The 22,255-nt window shown below is 63.9% G+C and carries 16 protein-coding genes and 1 pseudogene; 4 read left to right on the forward strand and 13 right to left on the reverse strand.

Annotation, left to right across the window (positions count from 1 at the left end):
- Positions 1–131 precede the first annotated feature (131 nt).
- Positions 132–596 (forward strand): annotated as a pseudogene (locus MKK65_RS18465) (transketolase); the annotation flags it as partial.
- Positions 597–612: 16 nt separating this feature from the next.
- Positions 613–741: a hypothetical protein gene (locus tag MKK65_RS31575; protein WP_409565452.1), complete on the forward strand. Its 129-nt coding sequence runs from the start codon at positions 613–615 to the stop codon at positions 739–741.
- Positions 742–1,113: 372 nt separating this feature from the next.
- Here MKK65_RS31575 and MKK65_RS18470 read toward each other — a convergent pair whose 3' ends face one another.
- Both MKK65_RS18470 and MKK65_RS18475 read right to left on the reverse strand, forming a co-directional pair.
- On the reverse strand, positions 1,114–2,754 hold the full coding sequence (locus MKK65_RS18470) for an acyl-CoA synthetase (protein ID WP_243959556.1): 1,641 nt from the start codon (positions 2,752–2,754) through the stop codon (positions 1,114–1,116).
- Positions 2,751–3,782 (reverse strand): TRAP transporter substrate-binding protein, encoded by a 1,032-nt coding sequence (locus MKK65_RS18475; protein WP_243959559.1) that lies wholly within the window; start codon positions 3,780–3,782, stop codon positions 2,751–2,753. Before MKK65_RS18475 ends, MKK65_RS18470 begins: the two co-directional genes overlap by 4 nt.
- A gap of 333 nt (positions 3,783–4,115) precedes the next feature.
- On the opposite strand from MKK65_RS18475, the gene MKK65_RS18480 reads away from it, so the two are divergent.
- Positions 4,116–5,360: a capsule biosynthesis protein gene (locus MKK65_RS18480; RefSeq protein ID WP_243959593.1), complete on the forward strand. Its 1,245-nt coding sequence runs from the start codon at positions 4,116–4,118 to the stop codon at positions 5,358–5,360.
- A gap of 370 nt (positions 5,361–5,730) precedes the next feature.
- On the opposite strand, the gene MKK65_RS18485 is transcribed toward MKK65_RS18480, so the two are convergent.
- The 6 genes from MKK65_RS18485 to MKK65_RS18510 form a co-directional block, all read right to left on the reverse strand.
- Positions 5,731–7,152, reverse strand: coding sequence for a phosphomannomutase (locus MKK65_RS18485; protein WP_243959561.1), 1,422 nt, complete (start codon positions 7,150–7,152; stop codon positions 5,731–5,733).
- A 324-nt stretch (positions 7,153–7,476) separates the two neighbouring features.
- Complete coding sequence (locus tag MKK65_RS18490; protein ID WP_243959563.1) at positions 7,477–9,624, reverse strand: tetratricopeptide repeat protein; 2,148 nt, start codon at positions 9,622–9,624, stop codon at positions 7,477–7,479.
- A 655-nt stretch (positions 9,625–10,279) separates the two neighbouring features.
- Positions 10,280–10,735: a hypothetical protein gene (locus MKK65_RS18495; RefSeq protein ID WP_243959564.1), complete on the reverse strand. Its 456-nt coding sequence runs from the start codon at positions 10,733–10,735 to the stop codon at positions 10,280–10,282.
- A 27-nt stretch (positions 10,736–10,762) separates the two neighbouring features.
- Entirely contained in the window at positions 10,763–11,980 is a 1,218-nt protein-coding gene (locus tag MKK65_RS18500) for an HNH endonuclease signature motif containing protein (RefSeq protein WP_243959566.1), read from the reverse strand.
- Positions 11,981–12,414: 434 nt separating this feature from the next.
- Positions 12,415–12,639, reverse strand: coding sequence for a hypothetical protein (locus MKK65_RS18505; RefSeq protein WP_243959568.1), 225 nt, complete (start codon positions 12,637–12,639; stop codon positions 12,415–12,417).
- Positions 12,640–12,652: 13 nt separating this feature from the next.
- Positions 12,653–12,949, reverse strand: a complete 297-nt coding sequence (locus tag MKK65_RS18510; protein ID WP_243959570.1) for a hypothetical protein — start codon at positions 12,947–12,949, stop codon at positions 12,653–12,655.
- 84 nt (positions 12,950–13,033) lie between these two features.
- Here MKK65_RS18510 and MKK65_RS18515 point away from each other — a divergent pair, with 84 nt between their 5' ends.
- Entirely contained in the window at positions 13,034–13,294 is a 261-nt protein-coding gene (locus MKK65_RS18515) for a helix-turn-helix domain-containing protein (protein WP_243959572.1), read from the forward strand.
- Positions 13,295–13,581: 287 nt separating this feature from the next.
- Here MKK65_RS18515 and MKK65_RS18520 read toward each other — a convergent pair whose 3' ends face one another.
- The 5 genes from MKK65_RS18520 to MKK65_RS18540 form a co-directional block, all read right to left on the reverse strand.
- Positions 13,582–15,552, reverse strand: coding sequence for a hypothetical protein (locus MKK65_RS18520; protein WP_243959573.1), 1,971 nt, complete (start codon positions 15,550–15,552; stop codon positions 13,582–13,584).
- Between the two features lie 34 nt (positions 15,553–15,586).
- Positions 15,587–16,621 carry an STELLO glycosyltransferase family protein gene (locus MKK65_RS18525; RefSeq protein ID WP_243959575.1) on the reverse strand — a complete coding sequence of 345 codons (1,035 nt, stop codon included), beginning with the start codon at positions 16,619–16,621 and terminating at the stop codon, positions 15,587–15,589.
- 132 nt (positions 16,622–16,753) lie between these two features.
- On the reverse strand, positions 16,754–17,548 hold the full coding sequence (locus MKK65_RS18530; protein ID WP_243959577.1) for an ABC transporter permease: 795 nt from the start codon (positions 17,546–17,548) through the stop codon (positions 16,754–16,756).
- A gap of 46 nt (positions 17,549–17,594) precedes the next feature.
- A complete protein-coding gene (locus MKK65_RS18535) occupies positions 17,595–21,521 on the reverse strand; it encodes a glycosyltransferase (protein ID WP_243959579.1) in 3,927 nt (1,308 codons plus the stop codon).
- A 236-nt stretch (positions 21,522–21,757) separates the two neighbouring features.
- Entirely contained in the window at positions 21,758–22,039 is a 282-nt protein-coding gene (locus MKK65_RS18540; RefSeq protein WP_243959581.1) for an acyltransferase, read from the reverse strand.
- Positions 22,040–22,255: the final 216 nt, after the last annotated feature.

Below are 22,255 nucleotides of genomic sequence, written 5' to 3' on the forward strand. Positions count from 1 at the left end.
GACCTTTCGTGGGTCCAGGGCAAAGCCCTGCTCTCGAGCAGCCTGGTCCATCAGGGCTCCGCCCCGATACCCCGCCAAAGGGCTGAGCCCTTTGGAGACCCTGACGCACGCCTGAGCCCCGAGCTACCGCGATGCCGGAGACTCGAGAAGCCCTCACCGCCCGGATGGCCGACGCGATCCGCTTCCTGTCCCTCGACGCCATCGAGCCGGCGGGTGATGGGCATTCCGGCGCGCCGCTTGGCTGTGCAGAGATCGCGGTGGCGCTGTTCACACGTCACCTGAAGTGCAACCCAGCCGACCCGGAATGGCCGGACCGCGACCGCTTCGTGCTCTCGAACGGGCACGGCTCGATGCTGCTCTATGCTGCGCTTCATCTCGCCGGCTATGCTGGTCTGCCGATGGAGCGGATCCGGCGCTTCCGCGAGCTCGGCTCGCACACCCACGGCCATCCGGAGATCGCCCCCGAGCTCGGCATCGAGGCGACCACCGGGCCCCTCGGGCAGGGCATCGCCAACGCCGTCGGCATGGCCGTGGCCGAGGCCAAGCTCGCCGCCACGTTCGGTCCCGATCTCGTCGATCACCGCACCTACGCGCTTCGGCTGGGACCGCTGGATCGGCGAGACGGGCGGCTTCGTCGGCATGACCGGCTTCGGCGCGTCCGGGGCGCCGGAAGCCTTATTTCGCCACTTCGGCATCACCGCCGAGGCGGTGGTGGAGGTGGCGCGGGCGCGTCTGACTTAGGGCGTCTCCGCCGGTCAGATCATCCCGGCGCCGCCGGTGCGCACGATGCGCGCGCGCTGCTCGGCATAGCGACCGTTGGCGACGCGCTTCAGCGCGCTTTCGAGGCGGTTCGCGACTTGGCCGAGAAGCGAACGCTCAGCGCGAAAGCCAACGAGATACGCGAGGGTCGCCATCGTGCCTGATCCCGAACAAGGACCGGGCCATGCGCCCGGTTGCTGCGGTGCAATATGTGCCCGCCCGGGATTGCGTGTCAGGGGGGGCTCAAGTGGCCTGCCATGCAGAAAAGGCATGCCTGGACACGGAATCTTCATCGGATTGATCTAAGGACTATATCCGGCTCGTGCAGTGCAGCGAATGCAGTCGCCCGCGCCCTCACCGTTTGACAGCGGGACCTGCCTCGAGGAGTAGGCAATTCCGGGCTTCGAGTTCCTGGCGGATCGACTGCTTGGTGATCTTGCCGTAGCCGGATTTCGGCAATGCGTCCCAGAAGAACACCCGCTTCGGCAGTTTGTAGCGGGCGACCTCGCCGGAGAGCCATGCGATCAGCGCGGTCTCGGTGATTTCGGCCCCGGGACGGACGACACAGACCGCCACGCCGATCTCGCCCCAGGCCGGGTCGGGTACGCCCAGAATCGCGGCCTCGGCGATGGCAGGGTGCCGCAGCAGCTTCTCCTCGGTCTCGCGCGGATACACGTTCGACCCGCCGGAGATGTACATGTCCGAGGCGCGGCCGGTAATGAACAAAAACCCTTCCGGGTCGAGGTGGCCGAGATCGCCGGTCCGGAACCAGCCGTTCCGGAACGCCGCCGCGTTGGCCTCCGGGTTGTCGTAGTAGCCTGCGAACACCGCCGGGCCGCAGACGCAGATCTCGCCGGTTTCGCCCGCCGGCAATTCCCGCCCTGCCCCGTCCTGGATCTGCACCTGCATGCCGGTGCGCTCGAACCCGCAGGTGCCCACCTTCACCCCCGGCCCGTCCTCGGCGGCATGGAGACGTGGCGGCAGCACGGTGATGTTGCCGGTCACCTCGCCGAGCCCGAAATACTGGACCAGCACCGGCCCGAGCGCCCGTAGCGCCCGCTTCTGATCCTCCCGGTACATCGGCGCGCCAGCGTAGATCACATGGCGCAGGCTGGTGTGATCGTGGGCCGCGACCGCCGGGTGCTCGGTGATGAGCTTCACGATGGTCGGCACCGTGAACAGATTGGTGATCCGCCACCGCTCCACCAGGGACCAGACCTCCGCGGGGTCCAGGCGCGCGCCGCCGGTGAGCACCGTCTTCGCGCCGGCCGCGACTTGGGCGAGCTGATGGATGCCGGCGCCGTGCGAGAGCGGCGCGACGACCAGGGAGGCGTCGGCCTCGGTGGTGCCCGGCATCAGGTCGCAGAGATGGTTGGTGATGACGAAGGCCATCTGGCCGTGGGTGAGCACCGCCGCCTTCGGCCGGCCGGTGGTCCCCGAGGTAAAGAAGAACCAGCACGGATCGTCGTGCTCGACATCGGCGGTCGGGGCCGCCTCCCCCGCATGCGCGTCGACCAGGGCGTCGTAATCCAGCCCGAAGGTGGAGCCGCCGATCTCGAGCACGAGGCCCAGCACGGGTGCGGCCGCGCGGATCGCGGCGGCGTGGTCGGGGAACTCCGTGCCGCAGATCAGCGCCGCGGCGCCGCTGGCGCTGGCGAGATAGGCGACCTCCGCGGGCGTCTGCCGGAAATTCGTCGGCACCCAGACGGCGCCGAGTCGGAAACAGACGAACATCGATTCGAACAGCGGGTTGCCGTTGCGGGCCTGGACCAGCACCCGGTCGCCCTTGGTGACGCCGCGCGCCGCCAGCGCCGCCGCCATGGCGTCAACCCGGGCGTCGAGGGCGCCCCAGCTCCAAGTCCGGTCGCCCCAGGCGAGGCCGATCGCGTCGGGCCAGCGGCGGGCCGCCCGGCGCAGAAAATGGGTGAGATTCATCACCCGCCGGGAACAGGGCGCGACGCCGCCGCGCGGCGCCGGCCCCGCCCGGCCGCTCATGCGAGCTTCCCGCAAGCCTTCTCCAGGAGGGACCACCCCTCCTCGCCGTACCGGCCTTTCCATTCGGCGTAGAAGCCGGCCTTGCGCAGCTTCTCGCGAAAGGGCTCCGGATCGGGCTTGTTGAACACGAGGCCGCCCTTGGTCAGGTCCTCCTGGAGGCTGGCATTGAGCTTGGCGACGTCGGCCCGCTCCTTCATCCCGGCCGCGTTGATGTGGCGGGCGACCATCGTGCGCAGGTCCTCGGGGATGCGCTCCCAGGCGCGGCGGTTCGCCAGGAACCAGTAGCCGTCCCACATGTGGTTGGTGAGCGAGCAGTATTTCTGCACCTCGTAGAACTTGGTCGTGGCGATCACCGCGAGCGGGTTCTCCTGGCCCTCGACGATCTTGGTCTGGAGGGCCGAGTAGGTCTCGTTCAGGTTGATCGAGGCGGGGGCGGCCTCGAAGGCCCGGAACATCGAGGTCCAGAGCGGCGAGACCGGCACGCGGATCCGAAAACCCTTGAAGTCGTCCGGGCTGGCGATCGGCCGCGTCGAGGAGGTGGTCTGGCGGTAGCCGTTGTCCCAGATCTTCTCCATGGCGACGAGGTTGGCCTTGGCGATCTGCTGGCGGACCCAGGCGCCCAGCTCCCCGTCCATCGCCGGCCAGACCGCGTCGTAATCCGGGAAGGCGTAGCCGATGCCGTTGATCGAAGCGTTGGGCACAAGCGTCGAGAGGATCAGCGGCGACATCGTGAAGAACTCGACGCTGCCCGAGCGCAGCTGGCTCAGCGTGTCGGTGTCCGAGCCGAGCTGGCTCGTGGGGAAGATCTTGAGATCGAACCGGCCGCCGCTCTCGACGCGCAACGCCTCCGCCATCTCGCGGGCGCGGATGTTCATCGGGTGCGTATCGGGCAGGTTGTTCGCGTATTTGTAGGTGAAGTCCGCCCGTTGCGCCCGCGCGACGTGTGGCATGGCCACCGTCCCGGCGAGAATCGCCGTCGAGCCTGCGGACAGGAACCGGCGGCGGGATGGGTGGAATGGCGACGACATGGGCGGCCCTCCTGGCATGGGCCCGCGGGCCCGGCGTTTCCTCAGGGTCCACGTTCGTGCGCGGACTCTCTGTGTCTTGAGGCTTCGATAGCCGCTGGCCGAAACCAGTCAACGGCGTCGTTTCGGCTCGGCTGTCGAAGTGGACCATAAATTGGGTCGACTCCAAAACGGCGTCTTCTTTTGGCGCGCGGTCGGAGCGGCATACCTGCAGCCTGACCCGACATGCTTTCGCCGCGAGCGGATGGGAGTGCACACGCACGCAGCCGCACAGAGGCCGCCGGTACCCGGCTGAGTCTCGAAACCACGCGGTCCGTCAGCGCCAAGGACTGGCCCATGAACATGGAAGCACGGAAGGTCGGCGGACAGCCCATCGCCTCCCCTCAGAATCAGAAGGCGATCGCCAAGGTCCTGCGGCAATTGCCAAACGTTCCCAGCTTCCGGGACCGCAAGAAGGGTGTCACGTCCTACCAGAGCCACGTCAAAAGCGATCCCTGGATCCTGATTCTGTTCGTTGTTTGCTTCGTGGTGCCGACGCTGGCTGGCGCTCTGTACTATGGGCTCATCGCCTCGGATCGCTACGTGACCGAGGTGAAGTTCGCCATCCGGCCCTCGGTGGGTACGGCCGATAAGGCGGCCCCCGATGCGGTTGGCACCAGCGCGGGCGTCGTGAGTTCGACGATCGCGCAAGACACGCTGATCACCCAGGAATACATCCTGAGCCGGCCGATGCTGGAGACGATCGAGGCGCAACTCCCGATCCGCGAGTGGTTCGGCCGCGACAGCGTCGATTTCGCGTCCCGCCTCGACCCCGAGAAGCCGATCGAGAAAGCCCTTCGCTACTGGAAGCGGCGGGTGTCCATCGATGTCGAGTCGGCCTCGGGCATCATGGGGCTGACGGTGGAGGCCTTCGATCCAGACGAGTCGCTGGCGATCACGCAAGCGATTTTGAACGACGCCGAGCAGATGCTGGACAAGCTCAGCATGAGGGCGCGCGAGGATGCTCTGGTCCAAAGCACCCGCGAATTGAAGATCGCCGAGGATCGCGTCGCCAAGCTCGACCTCGCCCAGACGGATCTGCGCAATCGCGAAGGCCTGCTCGACGCGCAAAAATCGAACGAAGCCAACCTGAAGCTCGTCTCTGAACTGCGGGGCGCCCGCATCAACCTGGCCGTTCAGCTCTCGATCGGCCAGCGGGATCTCGGCCCGGAATCCCGCCGGATCATCGATATCAAGCAGCAGATCAAGGATCTCGATGACAACATCGCCCGGATCGAGCGGCAAGCCACGGGTCAGGATCCGAACCAGAAACGTCAGCTTGCGAGCGCACTGACGCGGTTCGAGGCCCTCGAACACGAACGGAAAGAGGCGGTCAAGTACGCCGAGGAGGTCCGGAAGGCGTATGACCGGGCACGCATCCTGGTCGCTCGGCAGCCGCAGTTTTTCAATATGATCACCGCGCCGGTGAAGGCAGATTCTGCCACGGAGCCCCGGCGTGTCTTGATGATCAGTCTGGTCGCAGCAGGATCTGCCGTTCTGTTCGCTGCCGCCATGTTTGCCCGCAAAACAATGGCAAGCTGACCGAACTCAGGGCGTCGAACGTATCGATTGCGCCCGATCGATGCAGCCGCCGCGCCGCGCGATGCTTGGCGTCTGCCTCGATCGCGGGCGCAAACAGACCGATGGTCCAGGGCATCTTCGCTTCAGGCAACAAACTCTCGTCTGCTCAGAATACAATACCGTGAAGTCCTGTGCAGGAACTCGACCGCCCAACGCCCCTCGATGTCGCAGCGATTGCTGAGCGTAAGTCCGCCTCGGTGGGTGGTCGAAGGCCCGGCGGGGTTGCCTGGTCTGAGATCGAGCTCAGCGTTGGTGTCGGCTTGGGTTTACGGCAATGGGAGGCGGCCTCGTGTTGCCGCCTCGGCGAGCCTGCCCATGCTGGCTATCTAGATCAGCTGGCTTGTTCCGTCATGGCGGCCGCCGCTGCCGTGAGCCCCCAGCGGACGAGATCTTGGGCATCTCGCGCCGTCTTTGCCTCCGCGTAGCATCGCAGTTCCGGGGCATTGCCCGAGGCTCGGAAATGGATCGACCGCCCGCCGTCGAGCCCGATCCGGATCCCGTCCTGCTCATCGACCGATTGCGGCGAACCGATCGGCCGGAGGAATGCGCCTCGGAAGCCCTCGTCGCGGAGCCGGTCGAGAAAAGCGCCGCTTCGCTCCGACGGCGTGTTGGGAAGCCGGTCGCTCGCCATTTCCCCGGCATCGAGCGAGGTGACGAGATCGGCCAGCGACGTACCGGCCGCGCGCGCTGCGGCGAGTGCGGCCAGGATCGGCAGCATCGCGTCCCGCGTCGGCAGCGCGGGCAGAACCCTGCCCCCGAGGGTCACATCCGATCCGAGCAAAAAGCCGCCATTCGCCTCGAACCCGACGACGGCCTGCGCTCCGGCTTCCGTCGCCTGCTCCATGCCGGCGATGACGAAGGGCGAGCCGACCTTGGTGCGTACGACGCGGCTGAAGCCACCGGATTGCTCCAGTGCCGAACCGGCGGTCACCGGGACTACAACCGTATCGACGCCGAGATAGCGGGCGGTGATCAGCCCGAGCACATCCCCACGCACGATCTGCCCGGCGCCATCGGCCACCAGGGGCCGATCCGCATCACCATCCGTCGTCACGAGCGCGTCGAAGTCGCCGGACGCCATGACCTCGCGGATGAAGGCGATGTCCTCAGGCCGATGCGCCTCGGTATCGATCGGCACGAACGTCTCCGACCGGCCGATCGGCGTCACGTTCGCCCCGAAGCTTGCGAGCAGATCGGTCAGCAGGTCGCGCGCGACCGAGCTCTGCTGATAGACCGCGATGCGCAGCCCCCCCAGGATCTCCGGTGCGAAGGCGTCGCTGTAGCGCCGATGGTAGCGCGCGACGGCTCCGGGTTCCGATGTGGCCGGACCTGATGTCGGCATCTCGCCGACGGCTGTGACATCCCCCAGGGCTGCCAGGATGGCGATCTCGTCGTCCTTGGTGATCTCCCCGTCGGGTCGATAGAATTTCAGGCCGTTGCGGTCCTCGGGGATGTGGCTGCCCGTGACCATGACGGCGTAGGCCCCCCGCCGCATCGCCTCAAGGGCGAGGGCCGGAGTCGGGAGGGCACCGCAATCGATCGCCTCGAACCCGGCCGCGGCCGCAGCGCTCGCCACCGTTTCGGCGATGCCCGGGCTGCTGTCGCGCAAGTCGCGCCCGATTACGACCTGGCGGCGGTCCCCGTTTGACGAGACAGAGCGGAAGAACGCGCTTGCGTACGCGTAGCTCGGCCAACCGACGAGATCGGTCACGAGACCCCGCAGGCCACTGGTTCCGAATTTCAGACTGCTCACGGAATTTCCATCGGTCTGGCGCACGGGCGCGCCCCGACGGTTAATGCCGTGTATCGTGATTCATCACAACGCCCGAAGCAGAAATCCGAAATCTCACGCAACATGCGGGAACATGCTGCATCGAGCGGGAACTCGAGTGACACCGTCGGCCTGTGGAGGCTCGACGCAAGCTGCGACCCGAGATGCCAGCAACGTCAGCGCAAAACTATAGCGGCGCTGTGGTGCTTACAGATCAGTAAGAAACAGTCGTACTGGCTATGCGTCTATATCGCTGTGTTCAAGGGGATATCGCGGAAGAGTTCTTACGCCTACGAATAGCAAATATCACAGCTGAGGTGCACTGGCCGTAAGCCAACGCTGCCACATGCCCCTGAAAGCTGCGCCGACATCATCGGTGAAGCCGCGGTGATCCATTAGTGGACTGGCTTGCATACGCTCGCGTAGACAATTCCGGGTCGCGCGGAGGCGTACGCGGTCGCAGGCGAGATCTCGAGCGATCGCCACATAAGCGTCCGGGCTGTCAGCGATTAACTCCGGAAGTCCGACCGACGTGAGCACTAAGACGCCGTGGCGTGCCACAGCATGGCCGCCGCGCAACGTCACAAACGGCACGCCCATGGACAGCGTGTCGTAGCTGGTCGTGCCGCCGTTGTACGGATATGGGTCCAGGGCGATGTCTACTTGATGGTAAAGTTCATAATAGTCGCTATTGACGCGCGGCTGAAAAATTATTCGATCGAGCGGCATCCCGACTGCGTTAAGGCGTTCCTCGACAGCTCTGCGGACGTCTGGATCTGCGATATCTCCCACCACCATGAACAGACGAGCATCTGGCACCGCCGCCATGATCCGTGCCCAAGTTTGCAACGCCTCATCGCTAATCTTGGTCAGGCGGTTGAAGCACCCGAACGTGACGTAGCCAGTATCCTCACAGGGCGCCCGCTCGCGCACCGGCGGCAGATTATCGGGACTCCCGTAGGTCACCCAAACCTTCGGCAACCGCCAAAGTTTCTCCGTGTGCAGGGCCTCGGCTGACCCGATCGGATCGATGAGTGAATCAGACAACCGATAATCGATCGCCGTCAGCCCGGTGGTCGCGGGATGCCCGATCCAGCTGACCTGAACGGGCGCGGGCTTGCGCGCGAACACCAGCAAGCGGTTGCCGGCGCTGTGTCCGGACAGGTCGATGAGGATGTCGACCGCGTCGCGTTCGATCAGGTCGGCGGCCTCGTCGTCGTCGAGCCCCGCGATGTTATGCCAACGATCAAACAGCGGGCGCAGTCGTTCAGAAACGGCGTCCTCGCTCGCGTGCGTCATGTACGCGAAAGCCGTGAAGCTCCCGCGGTCGACTGCACGCAGGTACGGCTCAAAAAAGCGGACCAGGGCATGGTTGCAGAAGTCACCCGAGACGAAGCCAACGCGTAGGGGACGATCTGGGCCGCGATCATTGGCGAACGGCCGGTTTCGCAAGAGCGGATCTGCAAAGCGCTGGCCGAATGCCCGCGCGTCCGCGGCGTATTCCTCGGCCGGCACATCGGCGGAATACAGCTTGGCGAAAAGCCGATTGGAGGCGACGAACAGCTTGGAGGGATCGAGTGCGAGCGCCCGGTCGAAGGCTTCGACCGCCTCGCCGAGGCGCCCGAGAGCCAGCAGGGCACTGCCGCGGTTGCTATGCGCGCCGGCATTTCCGGGCTCCAGGACGATCGCCCGCTCAGCGTGCCGCAGAGCCTCGCCGTATCGGAATCGACGTTGATATACGCCCGCGATGTTGGCATGTGCCATCGCCAGGTCCGGATCGAGTTTGAGCGCCTTCTCCAGTGCAGAGATAGCGCCGTCATGATCACCACGGTTGGTGAGAACCGAGCTAAGTCCACTGTAGAACAGAGCGTTCTTCGGTTCGCGGTATATCGCGATGCTGATCAAGTCGAAGGCCAGCTCAGCTCGATTCGTCCGGGCAGCGACTGCTCCAGCAAGATAGGTCGCGTATGCGTGATGCTCATCAAGAAGAATGACAAGGTCAATCAGCGCATCCGCCTCTTGGAACTTTCCAAGATCGTAGCGGGATTGTGCTACCGTGACGGTGCGCTCAACGAACGCTTTAGCGAGCGCCAGCGACTCAGCGCCGAAGCTCTGGGTCTTGTACTTCTCTAAGATCGCGCGTGCATCAGGTAGCCTCTCGCCAGCGAGCAGCGCCGAGGCCAGAGCGAGCCAATAAGCCGGCTTCTCGGGAGCGCCTCTGAGTGCGGTAATAAAGTGTGCGACAGCCTTTTCTGGTGCACTAGGAGCCAAGAGCTGGCCGAGCTCGTAATGCGCCTCAGGGTGGTTCGGTTCGGCACCGAGCACACGGCTAAGGTTGTTGCGCGCCCGATCATGACGGCCAGCGGCGCGGTGGTCACGTGCTTTCGCAAGAAAGCGCTGGGCCGTGCCACCTTGTGCAGAGCGGTCTGCTCGTCCGCCGTGATGATCGAGCATTCTTGAGCCCTTCCCTGATCTGTATATCTCCTGCAAAAAGGTTAACATTATATAAATTCAGTTAATTCTATGAGCAGCGAGGCGATCAACTTGCGACCGCACCGTCCCTGGCGGTCTACAAGTGCAAACTTGATGCCGAACGCTACGAGATCGGCCCTTAGCGATAAGATAGTCAGAGCAGTTTGCTGAGCTCCGCTTCATCCCCAGCGGCCTCAAAAACGGAACGGTAATTGGGTTCGTTTTGCCAAAAAATAGCGAGGGAGATGGACGGCGTTTGAATCCTTGTCGGCAAGTTGCGTAAAGACGATTGTAGGATTTGTTTGTATTTGGTGTGGGATACGGCGCGCGTTCTAGTTGAGACATGCTACGCGACTATATTTCGTATTAATTTAGGTTGGCGATACAAAACTTTGATGCAGCTGGCCAATTAGATCCGTTTGGGGAAGAACTAGGGTTCGAATGTTTTAAGTCAGGTTAGATACTAGAATTAATTGCATAAATTACCTCGGATGTATATGCTGCCAGTGTTGCGTGCTCCCGATAATTTTTATATAATCCAATCTACCAATTGCGCGCCAAACAACTTGTGTAAAATTATCATGTCATTCAAACAGACAGACGACGTGGTCAAAATCGTTCTAACCTTTACACATCGTCACGATAAAATAGCTAAAAAATCATCGAGTCGACGAATTGCGGACTTCCGTCGCGACAAGGCCCGGCGTTCGTACCGATCCAGTTTTTCAAGCTGCTCGAAGAGTTCGAGAAGAAGCTCGGCAGCTGGACGATCCTCGTCCCCCGTTCTGCCGTCTGGAGCAAGTGGGGTGTTGCGTAGCAGCGCGGTCTTAAATGTGCGGACTCGCTGGAGCTGAAGCTGCGCTTCGGCAACTTCTTGAGCAGCCCCTAGAGCGGCTGCACCGGCGTGATGCTCATCTACGATCAGCTGAGCGAGACGCTCGATCTCCCCCGATCTCTCAGGATTAGGGTCCGTCGCCGAGAGGCCGTGCTTCCGCGCATTTTGTTTTGAGCGGACCTTGCCGGCCCGTGTGCGGGGGCCGGTGCTGGCCTGAGCGTTGCGGCGATTGGCACGCTTGGCGGCCTCAGAGGTCATCGCTACGTCAATCCTCGAAACGGCACGTCATGGGATATCCGCGTCGTCAGCATCGAGAACGCTGACAGTGGCGGTGCGCACCTGTTGGGCGAAGCTCGCCCGCTTGCGCTCGATCTCGCGTAGGAGCGCGTCCCGGCGCTGGTCAGCCATCGACACCAGCCTGTCGATCCGCTCAATCGCGGGCAGGCTCAGTATAAAGGCATGTGCCGTTACATCCTCCGCCGTGAGACCTCGCTTTTGAAGCAGTGCGTCAACCTCCTTTTTCTTGGCCTCATTATTGATCACCCAACCTGTGGCAAGTGCATCGGCCGATGGTGCTCCAATGATCTTATCTATGCCCATCGGGTCCGCATTCTGCAGGGCGGGGCTGATCAACTCCTCGGCAGCTTTCAGCCGAGCCTGCACCAAAATTTGACGGCGCCAGCGGCGAAGCCGTTTCGCCTCCCAAATAAGGTCGACAACGTCCTTGACCCAGATCGCCTCAATCACATCGACGGGCTTGACCTGCTGGACGATGCTGCGCAGGAGCGCGTCGTACTGGTCTGTGACTTCGCCCGGCAGGAGGGGCCGCTCGTCGAATAGGAAGGCGAGATGGGCGGGGATATCCGGCCTCACTTCGCCTGAAGCGGCTGCATCGACATCGGGATTTGGAATTATTTCACGTGTGCGCAGCCGCGGTTGATTCGCCATCTGACTTTTCGTTCCTGCCCCGTGAACCTTAGCGGAGGGTGCAGGTCGGGCACAAAGCCGATCACCTGATCCAAACCTCAAATCCGTTGACAGTGGTGTCGGATTGAAGTGCAAGGCCTCCTCCGGCCCCGACTCGAGCTTCGCCTTGCTGGAACGATGAGCGGCCGGATCGCGACGGACCACCGTGCCGTTGACCTTTCGCTTGAGGGGGCCTGCCCGCGAACCCGGCAGCGGTCGAGCGACGACGGCGGCGCCCAAATGGCGGATCTTCTGCCGTTTCGCCTCGGCGGCCCGGGCGTTATCATCACGCGTCTTTTCTCGACCGCAAGCCTCATGCGCGGGGCCCATGTTGTCGATGTCATCCATCCCACCGAGCTCGAGGGCTCGGATGTGTTCGACGATCCAGCGCTCGCGCACGCCGTCGATACGCCGATCACAGATGACACAGGTGCCGCCAGTCCTCTCCCAGGCCTGAAGCCTACGGCGGCCCGACAGGGACCGGCGTCGCGTCGTGCCGACGTCCTCAAGAACGACGTACGGCATCGCCACGCCCATCTTGAGGGTTCGGCCGGACAGCGAGCGCTTTGAGCGCCCGGTTCGTTAGCCCCTCCCAATCCCACAGGAGTTGCTCATAGCGTTCGATCAGGGCCCTCAGTTCTGCGTCGTCCTCACGGGCGACGAGCTTCACTTGAAGGGCTAATGACGCCACTGTTGGACGTTCGGGGTCATCCGCGCGACTGCGCGGTCTCTTCTGAGTCATGGTTTGCCTCGCTTCTGAAGTCGGGGTCGAGACGCTGGGTGCGGGTTCGCTGCCCGTGCCAGGCCGAGTTGTCGTGTCAGTGTGCTGCGCGGAGCGAGCCGGCCGCCATGTCCCACAGCCCTCTGCGGACTGGCTGAAATCGGGGATGCGAGCACAAGTCATCTTTCGCGCTCCGAATGGGGCTCGTGGCGGAAGGTCGAAGGTGGCAGGTGCTTCGGTCGAAGGCCGGTTAGGCCTGCGAGGCACTCAGGGCGCCCGGGAAGCGGGTACGAAGCGTCCGTGCGTGGTCGATGGCCCACATGTGGCGCTGGCGTAGGTCTGCGGGATCGCCGTCGGCGCGGCTGAGCCTGACGCGGTACGACGCGGCCAGGACGAGGCAGGTCGCGTGATCCTGCCGAGCGTGGGCGAGACGCTGGGTCGGCGAGCGTAGGACGAGGGGGAGTGCGTGGTTCATGGCCCCCGTCCCCTCAGTGTGTGGCCATGTGGTGAGCGAGCTTAGCGGCGCCCCAGGCGGCCTTGAGCGCCACCGACATTGCGTTGGTCCAAGAGCAGCCGAACCGTGCCTGGTGGAGGTGCGCAGCCTTGGCGGCGGCTCGCATGATCGCGGAGCGATCGAACTTGCCGGCTACGAACAGCGGGCGGCGGTCATAGTGGACAGTCAGGTTGATGGAGGCTTTGGCGGCAAGCAGGCCGGCCGGGATCTTGGCGCGGTCGTCACGAATGTCGCGGAGGGCGGCGTTCCAGGAGATGTGGCGGCTGGACATCGACGGCTGCCTCTCTGTTGTGCTACCAGCACACTATGAGACAGCAGGAATGTGCTGTCAACACAATAATGATGCCGACAGCACATGGACGCCAACAATCAATCGAATGCTCTGCTTACCGTTGAGCAAATCCGGATGGCAAAGGCCGCCCTTGGCTGGTCCAACCCTATGATCGCCGAAAAGACCGGTCTGCACCGCAACACCCTCAACCGGGCTGAGAACGGTGATGGCAAGCGCTCCACGCTTGAATTGCTACGGCACGTCTTCGAAGCGGCTGGCCTGGAGTTCATCTCCGAGAACGGCGGCGGGGCCGGGATCCGTTTCCGGGAGCGGAAGTCGCGGTGATGCACTTCGCCGATGATGGGCTACTACCCAGCAGCTTGACCGAGCGATGCCGGGCTGCTGGTGGTCACAATCACGGTTTGTCTTTCAGCTTAGCGATAGCTGACTTGCTGGTGTCGAGGCGGCCGGTCCGTTGGGACAAGCCCAAACAAGTATGAGGGCCGCCGCTCGGCCCAGACACGGTCATTCAACCGGGCTTCGTCTAAGCTTTCACGCCGCGCGATTCACAGAATAAAGAAAATACGCGTCAACGGCAAGGCTTCAGTCGCCACGCGAATGGGTCAAGAGCTTCACACCCGGATCAAGTGCGTTCCCGACCCGGCGGTGTTGTCCTCGCTTGCGTGAAGCTGGGCAACCGCTAGGTCGGCAATAAGGGATGGCGACATACTGTAGTTCGCGTACCAAGCGTCCTCGACCATCGCAACATCCTCGTGGCGAGGCCAGGAGAGCCGATCGTAACCGAGCCGGATTAGCGGCCAGAATGACATCTGGTCGAGGTGACGGTGATCTCCGTGGCAGACGCCCGGCTTCGCGGCCAACCAGGTGAGCGGAACGAGTCCACTTCCGATTACTGCGACGAACAGATCGCAACGATACGCCCAGACCAGCGTCTCGGCGAAAGGCGCACGCGTGCCGTCGATCACCTCACACGTTGACGCAAGGCGCTCGCGGATCGTCGCCGCGATTTCCGCGCAATCCGTGTAGCCGTCGAGCACGAGCACGATCCTTCGTGACCCGGTGAGCGGCTGCAGCCGCGCGACGATTTCTGCCGCCCCGTCGACCTGCTCGATCCACGACTTGTTGTGGGCCCGCAAATTGAAGAACAGCACGAAGGCGCCGTGAGCTGCGGCCTCGATCTGCGCGATTCGACCCAGATGCTCGCGATCGAGCATGCGCCTCGCGGCGCCCTCGATTTTCCCGGCCAGCGCGCCGTCGATCGCGTTGCCGGTCGGCCGGACGAGGAACAGGTTCCGCGAGAGGGCGGTCAGAAACAGTCCGTCCCGGTCCAACTCAACCTCGGCCACCACCGCAAGGTCGTCCCCGGCGAAGATATCGCGCATGGGCAACCAGCGCGGGGCGGCGAGCAGGATGGCAGGCCGATGACCCGCCCGCAGCATGCGCTCGATCCCGGAGACCTCGTTCCAGAAATAATGCCCCATGTTCGAGATGAAGCCGGCGATGCAGGCGGGCGTCTTCGCCGTTGTCCGATAGGCCTGTGCCGCGATTCGATGGCGCGCGCACACCTCTACGAAGGCACGAAGCACCGGCAAGGTCGCCTCGTAATCGGCTAGCCAGTGCAGGCGGGCGTCGTAGACCAGCACATCTTTGTCGACGAACCAGACGAACGAGAGGGCGCCGATCCACGACGTGCTCACCCCCACGATCACATGGTGCGGTTCGGTGAATTCGTAGAACAGGTTCACGATACTTTGGATCGGCGACAGGACGGGGAAGCTCGTACGGCTCACCATCGTGCCTGGCCCGAACAGGGAAGGAATCGAAAACGCGCCGTCGCTCAGGCTGTCGAGTTGAAACGCGTTGGCGACGTCGGGATAGCCGTTCATCAGTGCCTGCGCGTCTTCGAGCTCCTGCAGGAGGCGAGTGTTGTTGCGGGCGAACAGGAGCTGAACCGCTAGGGGTTGGATCCCACAGCGCTCTAAAACGGTCTCGTGAGCGGGTATTTCGCTGTCGTCGAGGAGCAGGAAGCCGGGATCGGAGAAGGTCGCGTCGAGGAGGTCCGCGACTGGTGGCGCTTGTTCCCGCGACTGCGCGTTGTCGACACCCATCGCGGTGCGCAACTGCCGCCGACGCAGGCCTCGCCCCGCCTCAGAGGGCGCGCGTGGGATGACGGTGCCCGGATCGAGGCGCGTCACCGTGATCCGGTGAACGACGAAGGCTGTGTTCGCGGTATGCGCGCGGACTTCGAGGCGGCTCTCGGTGTGCACCCAACCCCGCAGGACGATCCGGGCGCGATCGAGCAATACGGCGCGCTTGGCTAGGACGTGCCCCTCGATCCAGAGGTCAAGGTAGAGTTTGGGGTTCTTCTGACCGGTCAGCGCAATGTCGACCTCGACCTCGTAGAGGCCGGGCTGGACCGGCAGGTAAGGGCCGTACAGCGCGAAGCCCGTCCCACCGCCCGGGAAATTGAGTGTATCAGAGGCGGGCGCATGGGCGGTGCCTAGGGCGCATGACATGCGTTCCAGGGGAACGTGCCAGAAAAAGTCGCTCGGCTGCGATAAAGCCTCCACTCCCGCGTCCAAGGCGTCCTCCTCCTAATCCCGTCCGTGGTAGGTCTCAGTCTCTGCCGACCGGTTTGTCGACAGGCGACCTTGCGGAACAGGAACGGAGATCCTCGAGCCAAGCTTCGAGCAGAGGCAGCTCCGCCCGCCCTACGAGATCGAGAGCGACTAAACGCTCGTAGCAAGAGCGCATCCCGTCGGCGATATGAGCGGTGCCCGGCGTAAGGATGATGCCTTCGAGAGCCTCGCGGATCGCTGTGTTGTGGAGATAGCCCGGCACCTCCTCGGCAAAATCGCGCATCAGGTCGTGGGCGTTGCGTTCCTGGAACACGCTCGCCGCGTGGAAAAGCACGCCCCAACCATTGGCATAAGCGATGCGCTGCGCGACGAAGCTGCGCCAGATGTCTGTCATTCGAAACGAGCAATGATAGGGCAGATAGAGAAGAGGAAACGCCTCCGGCCACCACGTGGTGTTTTGACTGTTGAACGGGCACCATGCGCTTCGTAGAGCAACCGGCTCGGCTTGTTCGAAGCTGAAAGGGATGGGCAGGAGCAATCGGTAGATCGCATCCACGTCGGGGTTCTCGTCGGCCAATCCCTGCTGAATCGGACAATAGATGGCATTCGCGATGCTGGCGTCGGGCAAAGGCGCGTTGACTTGGTCAAGTGGGAGGCCCCGCGGCCAGATGAGACCGGCGTGAAAATAACGATAAACGTTTACCCAGGTCGGTGCCTCAACGACACGGGCAGATACAGTAGCGGTTCTTGGTAGCCAAAAATCAGGTCGCGGTATATTGTCGTCATCGGTTTCAATTAACACTGTGGCGCCCGCCGCTATAGCATAGAGATAGCCGATGTTCTTGCGAGCATAATGCTGGGTCGGTGCGTCAGAGGCGTATCGAAAGCCCGTCCGGACTTGCGCCTCAAGGTCGAGGTAGGTCGCGCCGGTTTGAGAGAAATGGGGCGGGCTTTTGTGGTCACCAACGATAATAAATTGAGCGTTGAGTCGTCTGGCATCGCGGGCAATTTCCGTGACCGCTCGCGTCGGAGGATTGATGCTTGTGATAACTATAGCGTAGTGCTCTGACATGGTTGATGCTCTGCGTGACTCGATGGAGGCTCGAGGCGTTTCGGAGGGACCTGCATGGATCGGCTCCGAACGCGCGGTCGGACTCTCGATTTGAAGCAGTTTGCGCTCCGAGCCGCTCCATTCCGATGCTACTCAGGCATTGAGCTTGCTTACCACCTGCTTGACGAGCAGAAGGCCGATGCTAGCGGCAGTTAGGCCAAACATAATCACGTATAAATAATCCACCTGAATGCCGGCGTACGGATAGTAGGCTGAGCGTACCCATTCCGCGCATTGCAAGGCCGGATTAAACTTCATCCAATAATATATCTTATCGGGCATGAAGCTTGGCAGAAACATCACGCCACTTGATATATACATAATGATACTAAAAAGCGCATAGCCAATCATCCATCCAGGGAAAAATCCTATGATCGCGACATTAATTGTCCCAACTCCAATACCTAAGATAATCGCAGCAACGTAGCCGGAAACAGCAGCGATCGGGTTTGCAGGGATAGGGTTGGTACCCAACGCAACTAAAACCGAAGTGACGACGAGCAAAGCAAGAAATCCAGTAACAATTTCGACAAGTATACGGGAAAAAACTAAGTCGAACAATTTTACTTGAGGATAATATGTTAATGGTCTATTCATGATGACAGATTTCATAACTTCACGTGATATATATTGAAATACAAGTACTGGGACAGCGCCCGTGGCAAAGAATAGCGGCCTGCTATCACCAAGTGGCGCAGCCAGTTTTTGGAACGTATAGATCGCGATCAACACGAAAACGTGGACGCAGGGCCACAGAACCACCACGGCGTAGCCCCATATCGACGCTCCGAAGCGCGTGCGCATATCGCGCAGAATCAAGGCGTGTAGGACGTGCAGGTACGATTCGACCGGACTCTTCTGCGTCTGAGCCGTGGGGAGGGCGGACATCGGGTTGGCCTCTGCGTTTCTCCGCCTGCTTCGACGAGAAACTGGGCTAAAGTGCGTTGACTGGATGTGCCGGGGGGGGCGGCCTTGAGATGTCGAGGACGTAGTAGTCGCGCATCAGGTCTACGTATTCGGCCACCTGAGTCGTAACGGAGAGCGGCCCGCTAACCGAGATGTCGATCGCCATCAGTTGGTCGTTCAGTGTCGCTGGGTCGGTCACGAGAGCGTAGGACAGGACGTGGCCGTTCGGATAGGCGCGCAGCCGATCGCTTTGGGCGCCGAGATCGAAGGCGACCACCGGTAGGCCGGTCCGCAGTCCCAAGGTCAGGGCGTAGGAGTAGGTCTCGGGCCAGATCGCCGGCAGCAGGATCAAGTCGGCGGACACCTTCGGCAAGAGGTCGAGAATTTCTTCGTCCTCCCAGTTTTGGCCGGTCTCGGCGATCTGCAGGGCCGCCCGAGCGACTCGATCAAGCGTCTTGTCGTCGGAGGAGTAAGATCCCGTCTCGGTAACGCCGGCCCGCTCCAAGCCGCCGGCGAGCGCCGGATCGGAGAAGCCCACGATCGCAAACCGCAGCGGCAGATCGCGTTTCCGGGCGTCGGCAGCCAAGATCTGAAGCAGTAGCCCGCCTTCGGGCATGCTGATCGCGCCCAGCACCGCGACCCGGCGCACCCGGCCCGGGCGCCGCAGGGCCGTCGAGCGCACGCTCCGGTCGTGCTCGACATGCGGCCGCACCGCGATCGCCAGATCCGGATACACCGCCCCGATCCGCCCCGCCGTGTCGGCCGATGGCGCGAACACCCGCGCCGCCCCGGCCAGGAACCGCCCGAACACGGCCCGCCGCTCTTCCGGATCCGGCTCCTCGTAGCCGTCCGCGTCCGAGGCCAGGCAGTCCCGGCACACCGGCACCGGCGCCAGGCCGCAATAGCGGCCGTCCGGCATCACCAGGTGGTTGCGGTGGCAGACCGGCGAGAAGTCGTGCAGCGTCCAGGCATAGGGCCGGCCCGAGCCGGACACGAGGTCCATCAAGGCGCGGGCCGCATTCCAGCGCAGGCCCGCCAGCGAGTGCACGTGGATCAGGAGCGGCGCCAGCTGTTCCACGAAGGACGCCACCGCCTCGGCATCGCGGGGCAGGTACAGGCTGTCGAGGCTCGGCAGGTACACGAACTCGCGGCTGCGGTACGAGACGTTGACCTGGATGTTCCGGGCCCGGTCGATCGAGAGAAGCACCACGGCGGTGCCCTCGGCTTTCAGTCGGGCGATCATGTCGTCGATGTGCCGCTGGATGCCCCCGCCCCAGCTGTGGGTCACGAACAGCACGGCCCGGCCGCGGAAGTGCCGAGCGAGCCGGTACAGGTCGAGCCGCGCCCGGCCGCGCCGGCCCGGATCGGCCTGGACGAACTGGCCGACCACAGCCGGGTAGTCCGGGTGCTTGGCCAGGAGCGCGGCCTGGCCCTGGTCGTACTCGCCCCCCGGGTCGAGCCCGAACGAGATCTGCCCGGCATGGTAGACGTACACGTCCTCGGCCAGCAGGTTGGAGAACCCGGCCTTGCGGGCGCGCATGCACCAGTCGTTCTCCTCGCCGTAGCCCTTGCCGAAGGCGATTTCGTCGAGGACCCCGACCGCGTCCAGCGCTGCGGCGGTCATGTACATGCAGAAGCCGACGCCGGTGGGCACCTCCACCGAGCGGCCGCGGTTGAGCGTGCGGGCGGCCTGGTCGAGTTCGGGCCGGGGGATCTCCAGCGCCATGGTGTTGTTGGCGTTGAAGCGCGGGTAGCTGCAGATCGTGGCGTTGTTCGACAGCGGCGTGACGCTGCCGACCGGCGGGCGGCCCTCGGCCCCGGCGGTCTCGGCGTGGGCGACGAACCGGTCGAGCCAGTCGCCGAACACCTGGGCGTCGGAGTTGAGCAGGACCACGGCACGGCCCTGGCGCAGGGACAGGCCGCGGTTGACCGAGCGGACGAAGCCGAGGTTGTTTTGGTTCTCGACCAGGTGGAACAGGCCGCGACCGGCCAGCTCGGCCAGCTCGGCGGTTAGCTGTGGGTCGGGGGACCGGTCGTTGACGGCGAGCAGGGTGAACGGGGTTTTCTGCGGGGCGGACAGACACGCATGGATGGCGCGCAGGGTCTCGCCGCGGCCCTTGTAGACCGGCATGATCACGACGACCCGGGCCTGGGCGAGGGTCAGGGCGCGGGGCAGGCTGTCCCAGTCCCGGGGCTTGGGGGCCTCCATGGGCGGCCAGCTGCCGAGATCCTCGGGGCAGCCCATCAGCCCGGCGGCACGGCCGGTGCGGACGTAGTGCAGGAACGGTGATTCGCTTGGTGCGAACAGGTGCCCGTAGGCTCGACGGTAGAATCGGGTCGAGAAGGTCTTGCTCGGATCGCGATCTTCCTCCTGGCCATGGGACAGGAAGTGAATGGCCGGGCCGTTCTCGAAGCCGCGCGTGTCGGGATAGCGCTTGAGGTACCAGGCCGCGTCAAAATACGGCTCGATCAGCCGGGCCTGGTCCAGCAGGTCCGCATCCTCTGCCGCGGGCGGGGTGCAGTAGGCCGGATCGAAGGCGTCACGCGAGAGATCGGTGCCACGCAGCAGCGCGGTAGCGAGGTGGTGGACGAAGGGGGCGATTCCCGTCGCCTCCACATAGGGATGGTGGGCGCGGTAGGCCCAGCCGTTGAAATCCGCGCGCGGGTTGCGGCCCCTGCGCCAGCCGGCGTCGCAATAGTCGCGGACGGCGTCGACATCCTCCGCCAGTCCGTAGCGCTGCCGGTAGAAGGTGTGGTCGAAATGCAAAGCCGCTAGCTCGGCCTGCAGATCCAGGGACGCCGCCCGGTCGACGGGTGAGCGCCCGATCTCGCCCAGCCAGCCCGTATCCCCGATCGTGGGACGCACCGGGCGCAGGCCGCAGACCCGCAGCAGCGCGTCGAGCGTCGAGCGGCCCGGGCCCGGATCGCGCAGCTCCCGGAAGCCGGCCGTGGAAAAATGCACGTAGGGGGGCAAGCTCTGCGCATCGGGGTAGGTCGCCCGGTACCAGGCCTCGTCCACGGCAGGAAACTTTGGCTGGTCCTCGCCCGAGAACGGCGTGGCGCCGGAAAGGAGCGCCTCGGCGACATATCGGAAGAATGGGCCGCCGATCACCGCCCGGCTGCCGGCGCGCGCCTGCACGAAGCCGGCCGGGTCGAAATCCTGGCGCGGGCTGCGCATCCTCCGCCAGCCGCCAGCAACGTAGGCCCGCAACAGCTCCGCGTCGGAGGCCTTGAAGAGGTCCTGGGCTTCTCGCTCGTCGAGGCCATCGCGGTAATAGGCTGCGTCGAAATACGGCGCCAGCGTCTCGGCCTGGAGGACGAGCGCGTCTTCCGGACTAGGCCGGGCCGGTCCGCCGTGCAGGACGTAATGCACCAGCGGGTTCTGTGACGTGTAGGAGATGTGACGGGTCAAGCAATAGGCCAGGGTGTCGAAGTGCGGCGACGGCTCGCGGCCCTCGCGCCAGCCGGAGGTCATGTAATGGCCGGCCGGATCGACGCCGGCTTCCTGCAGGTCGGGGTTGTTGGCGAGGTAGAATGCGCCGTCCACCAGGCGGCGGGCAAGGCGCTCGGTCTGCCTCGGGTCGGGCTTGGGCAGAGCGCCGCCCTTGGCGCGCTGCGCCGTTACCCAGTGCAGAAACGGGTTGATGCCGGCCCTAGCCAGATAGGGCCGCGCTACGAGATAGTCTGCGGTGGCGAAGTCGGGCCTCGGATCCCGGCCCTCGCGCCAGCCGACTGTGAGGTAGTCGCGCACGTGATCGCGGGTAATGCCGTACCAGCTCGCGTAGAAGCCGGCATCGACATACGGCTCAAGCGCCGCGATCTGCTCCGCCGCCGACGCGATATCGCTCGCCGGAGGAAGGCTACCGTTTGCCGCCAGCTGGATCAGCGGGTTGCGGCTCAAGCGTACGAAGGCGGAACCCACCCAGCTGTAATAGAGGCCGTAGAGGGTCTTCAACGCCTGGCTCGCACGTAGCCAGCCCGGTGCGCGCGCTCCGGCATGCAGGCTTCACTTGGGGCTGTGTCGGGGCCTGGGGCTCGGATGAGCATGTCTTCGTTGGGGCTGCGTCGAGGGCTGAGCGTCACGCCGGGCAAGCGGCTCGCCGGCGGCCCTCGCCCTACCGGAACAGGCACTCCCGGTAAATATGAGGTCCTGGCGTGCGGTCCCCCGCCCCGTTGTCGCGACGCCGACGGTCAGATCAGGTCCGACCGCCAGATGACATCCTCGCGCACGATGCGAGCGGGGTTGCCGGCGGCCATGCAATGGGGCGGCAGGACCCCAGTGACGACCGCGTGCGCCCCGATGATCGCGTTGTCGCCTATGGTCGAGCCCTTGAGGAGCGTTGCCTGGTTGGCGATCCAAACATGGTTCCCTCGCGGACGGGCTTGGCCGGGTTCAGCCGCACGCCGCCACTCCGACTGATGATCGAGTGGAAATCGCTTGTCGTCATCTAGACGCCGGATGCGATCGAGCAATCCGTCCCGATCTCGATTGCCTTCGCCTCGACCGGCTTGAGATGGACGAGCCCGGTGACGCCGGTCCTGTCACCAATGCGAAGCATCGAGCCCGGTCCGATATAGATATTAGCCATCGCCAAGCGGACGTCCTCGCCGATATCGAAATTTCAATTCGATTTGATGACGATGTGCATGCCTTTATCAAAGACGCAGCCACTTCCTGTGCGAATAAAA

Source organism: Methylobacterium sp. J-001 (assembly GCF_022829565.1).
In the GTDB taxonomy this organism is placed as follows: domain Bacteria; phylum Pseudomonadota; class Alphaproteobacteria; order Rhizobiales; family Beijerinckiaceae; genus Methylobacterium.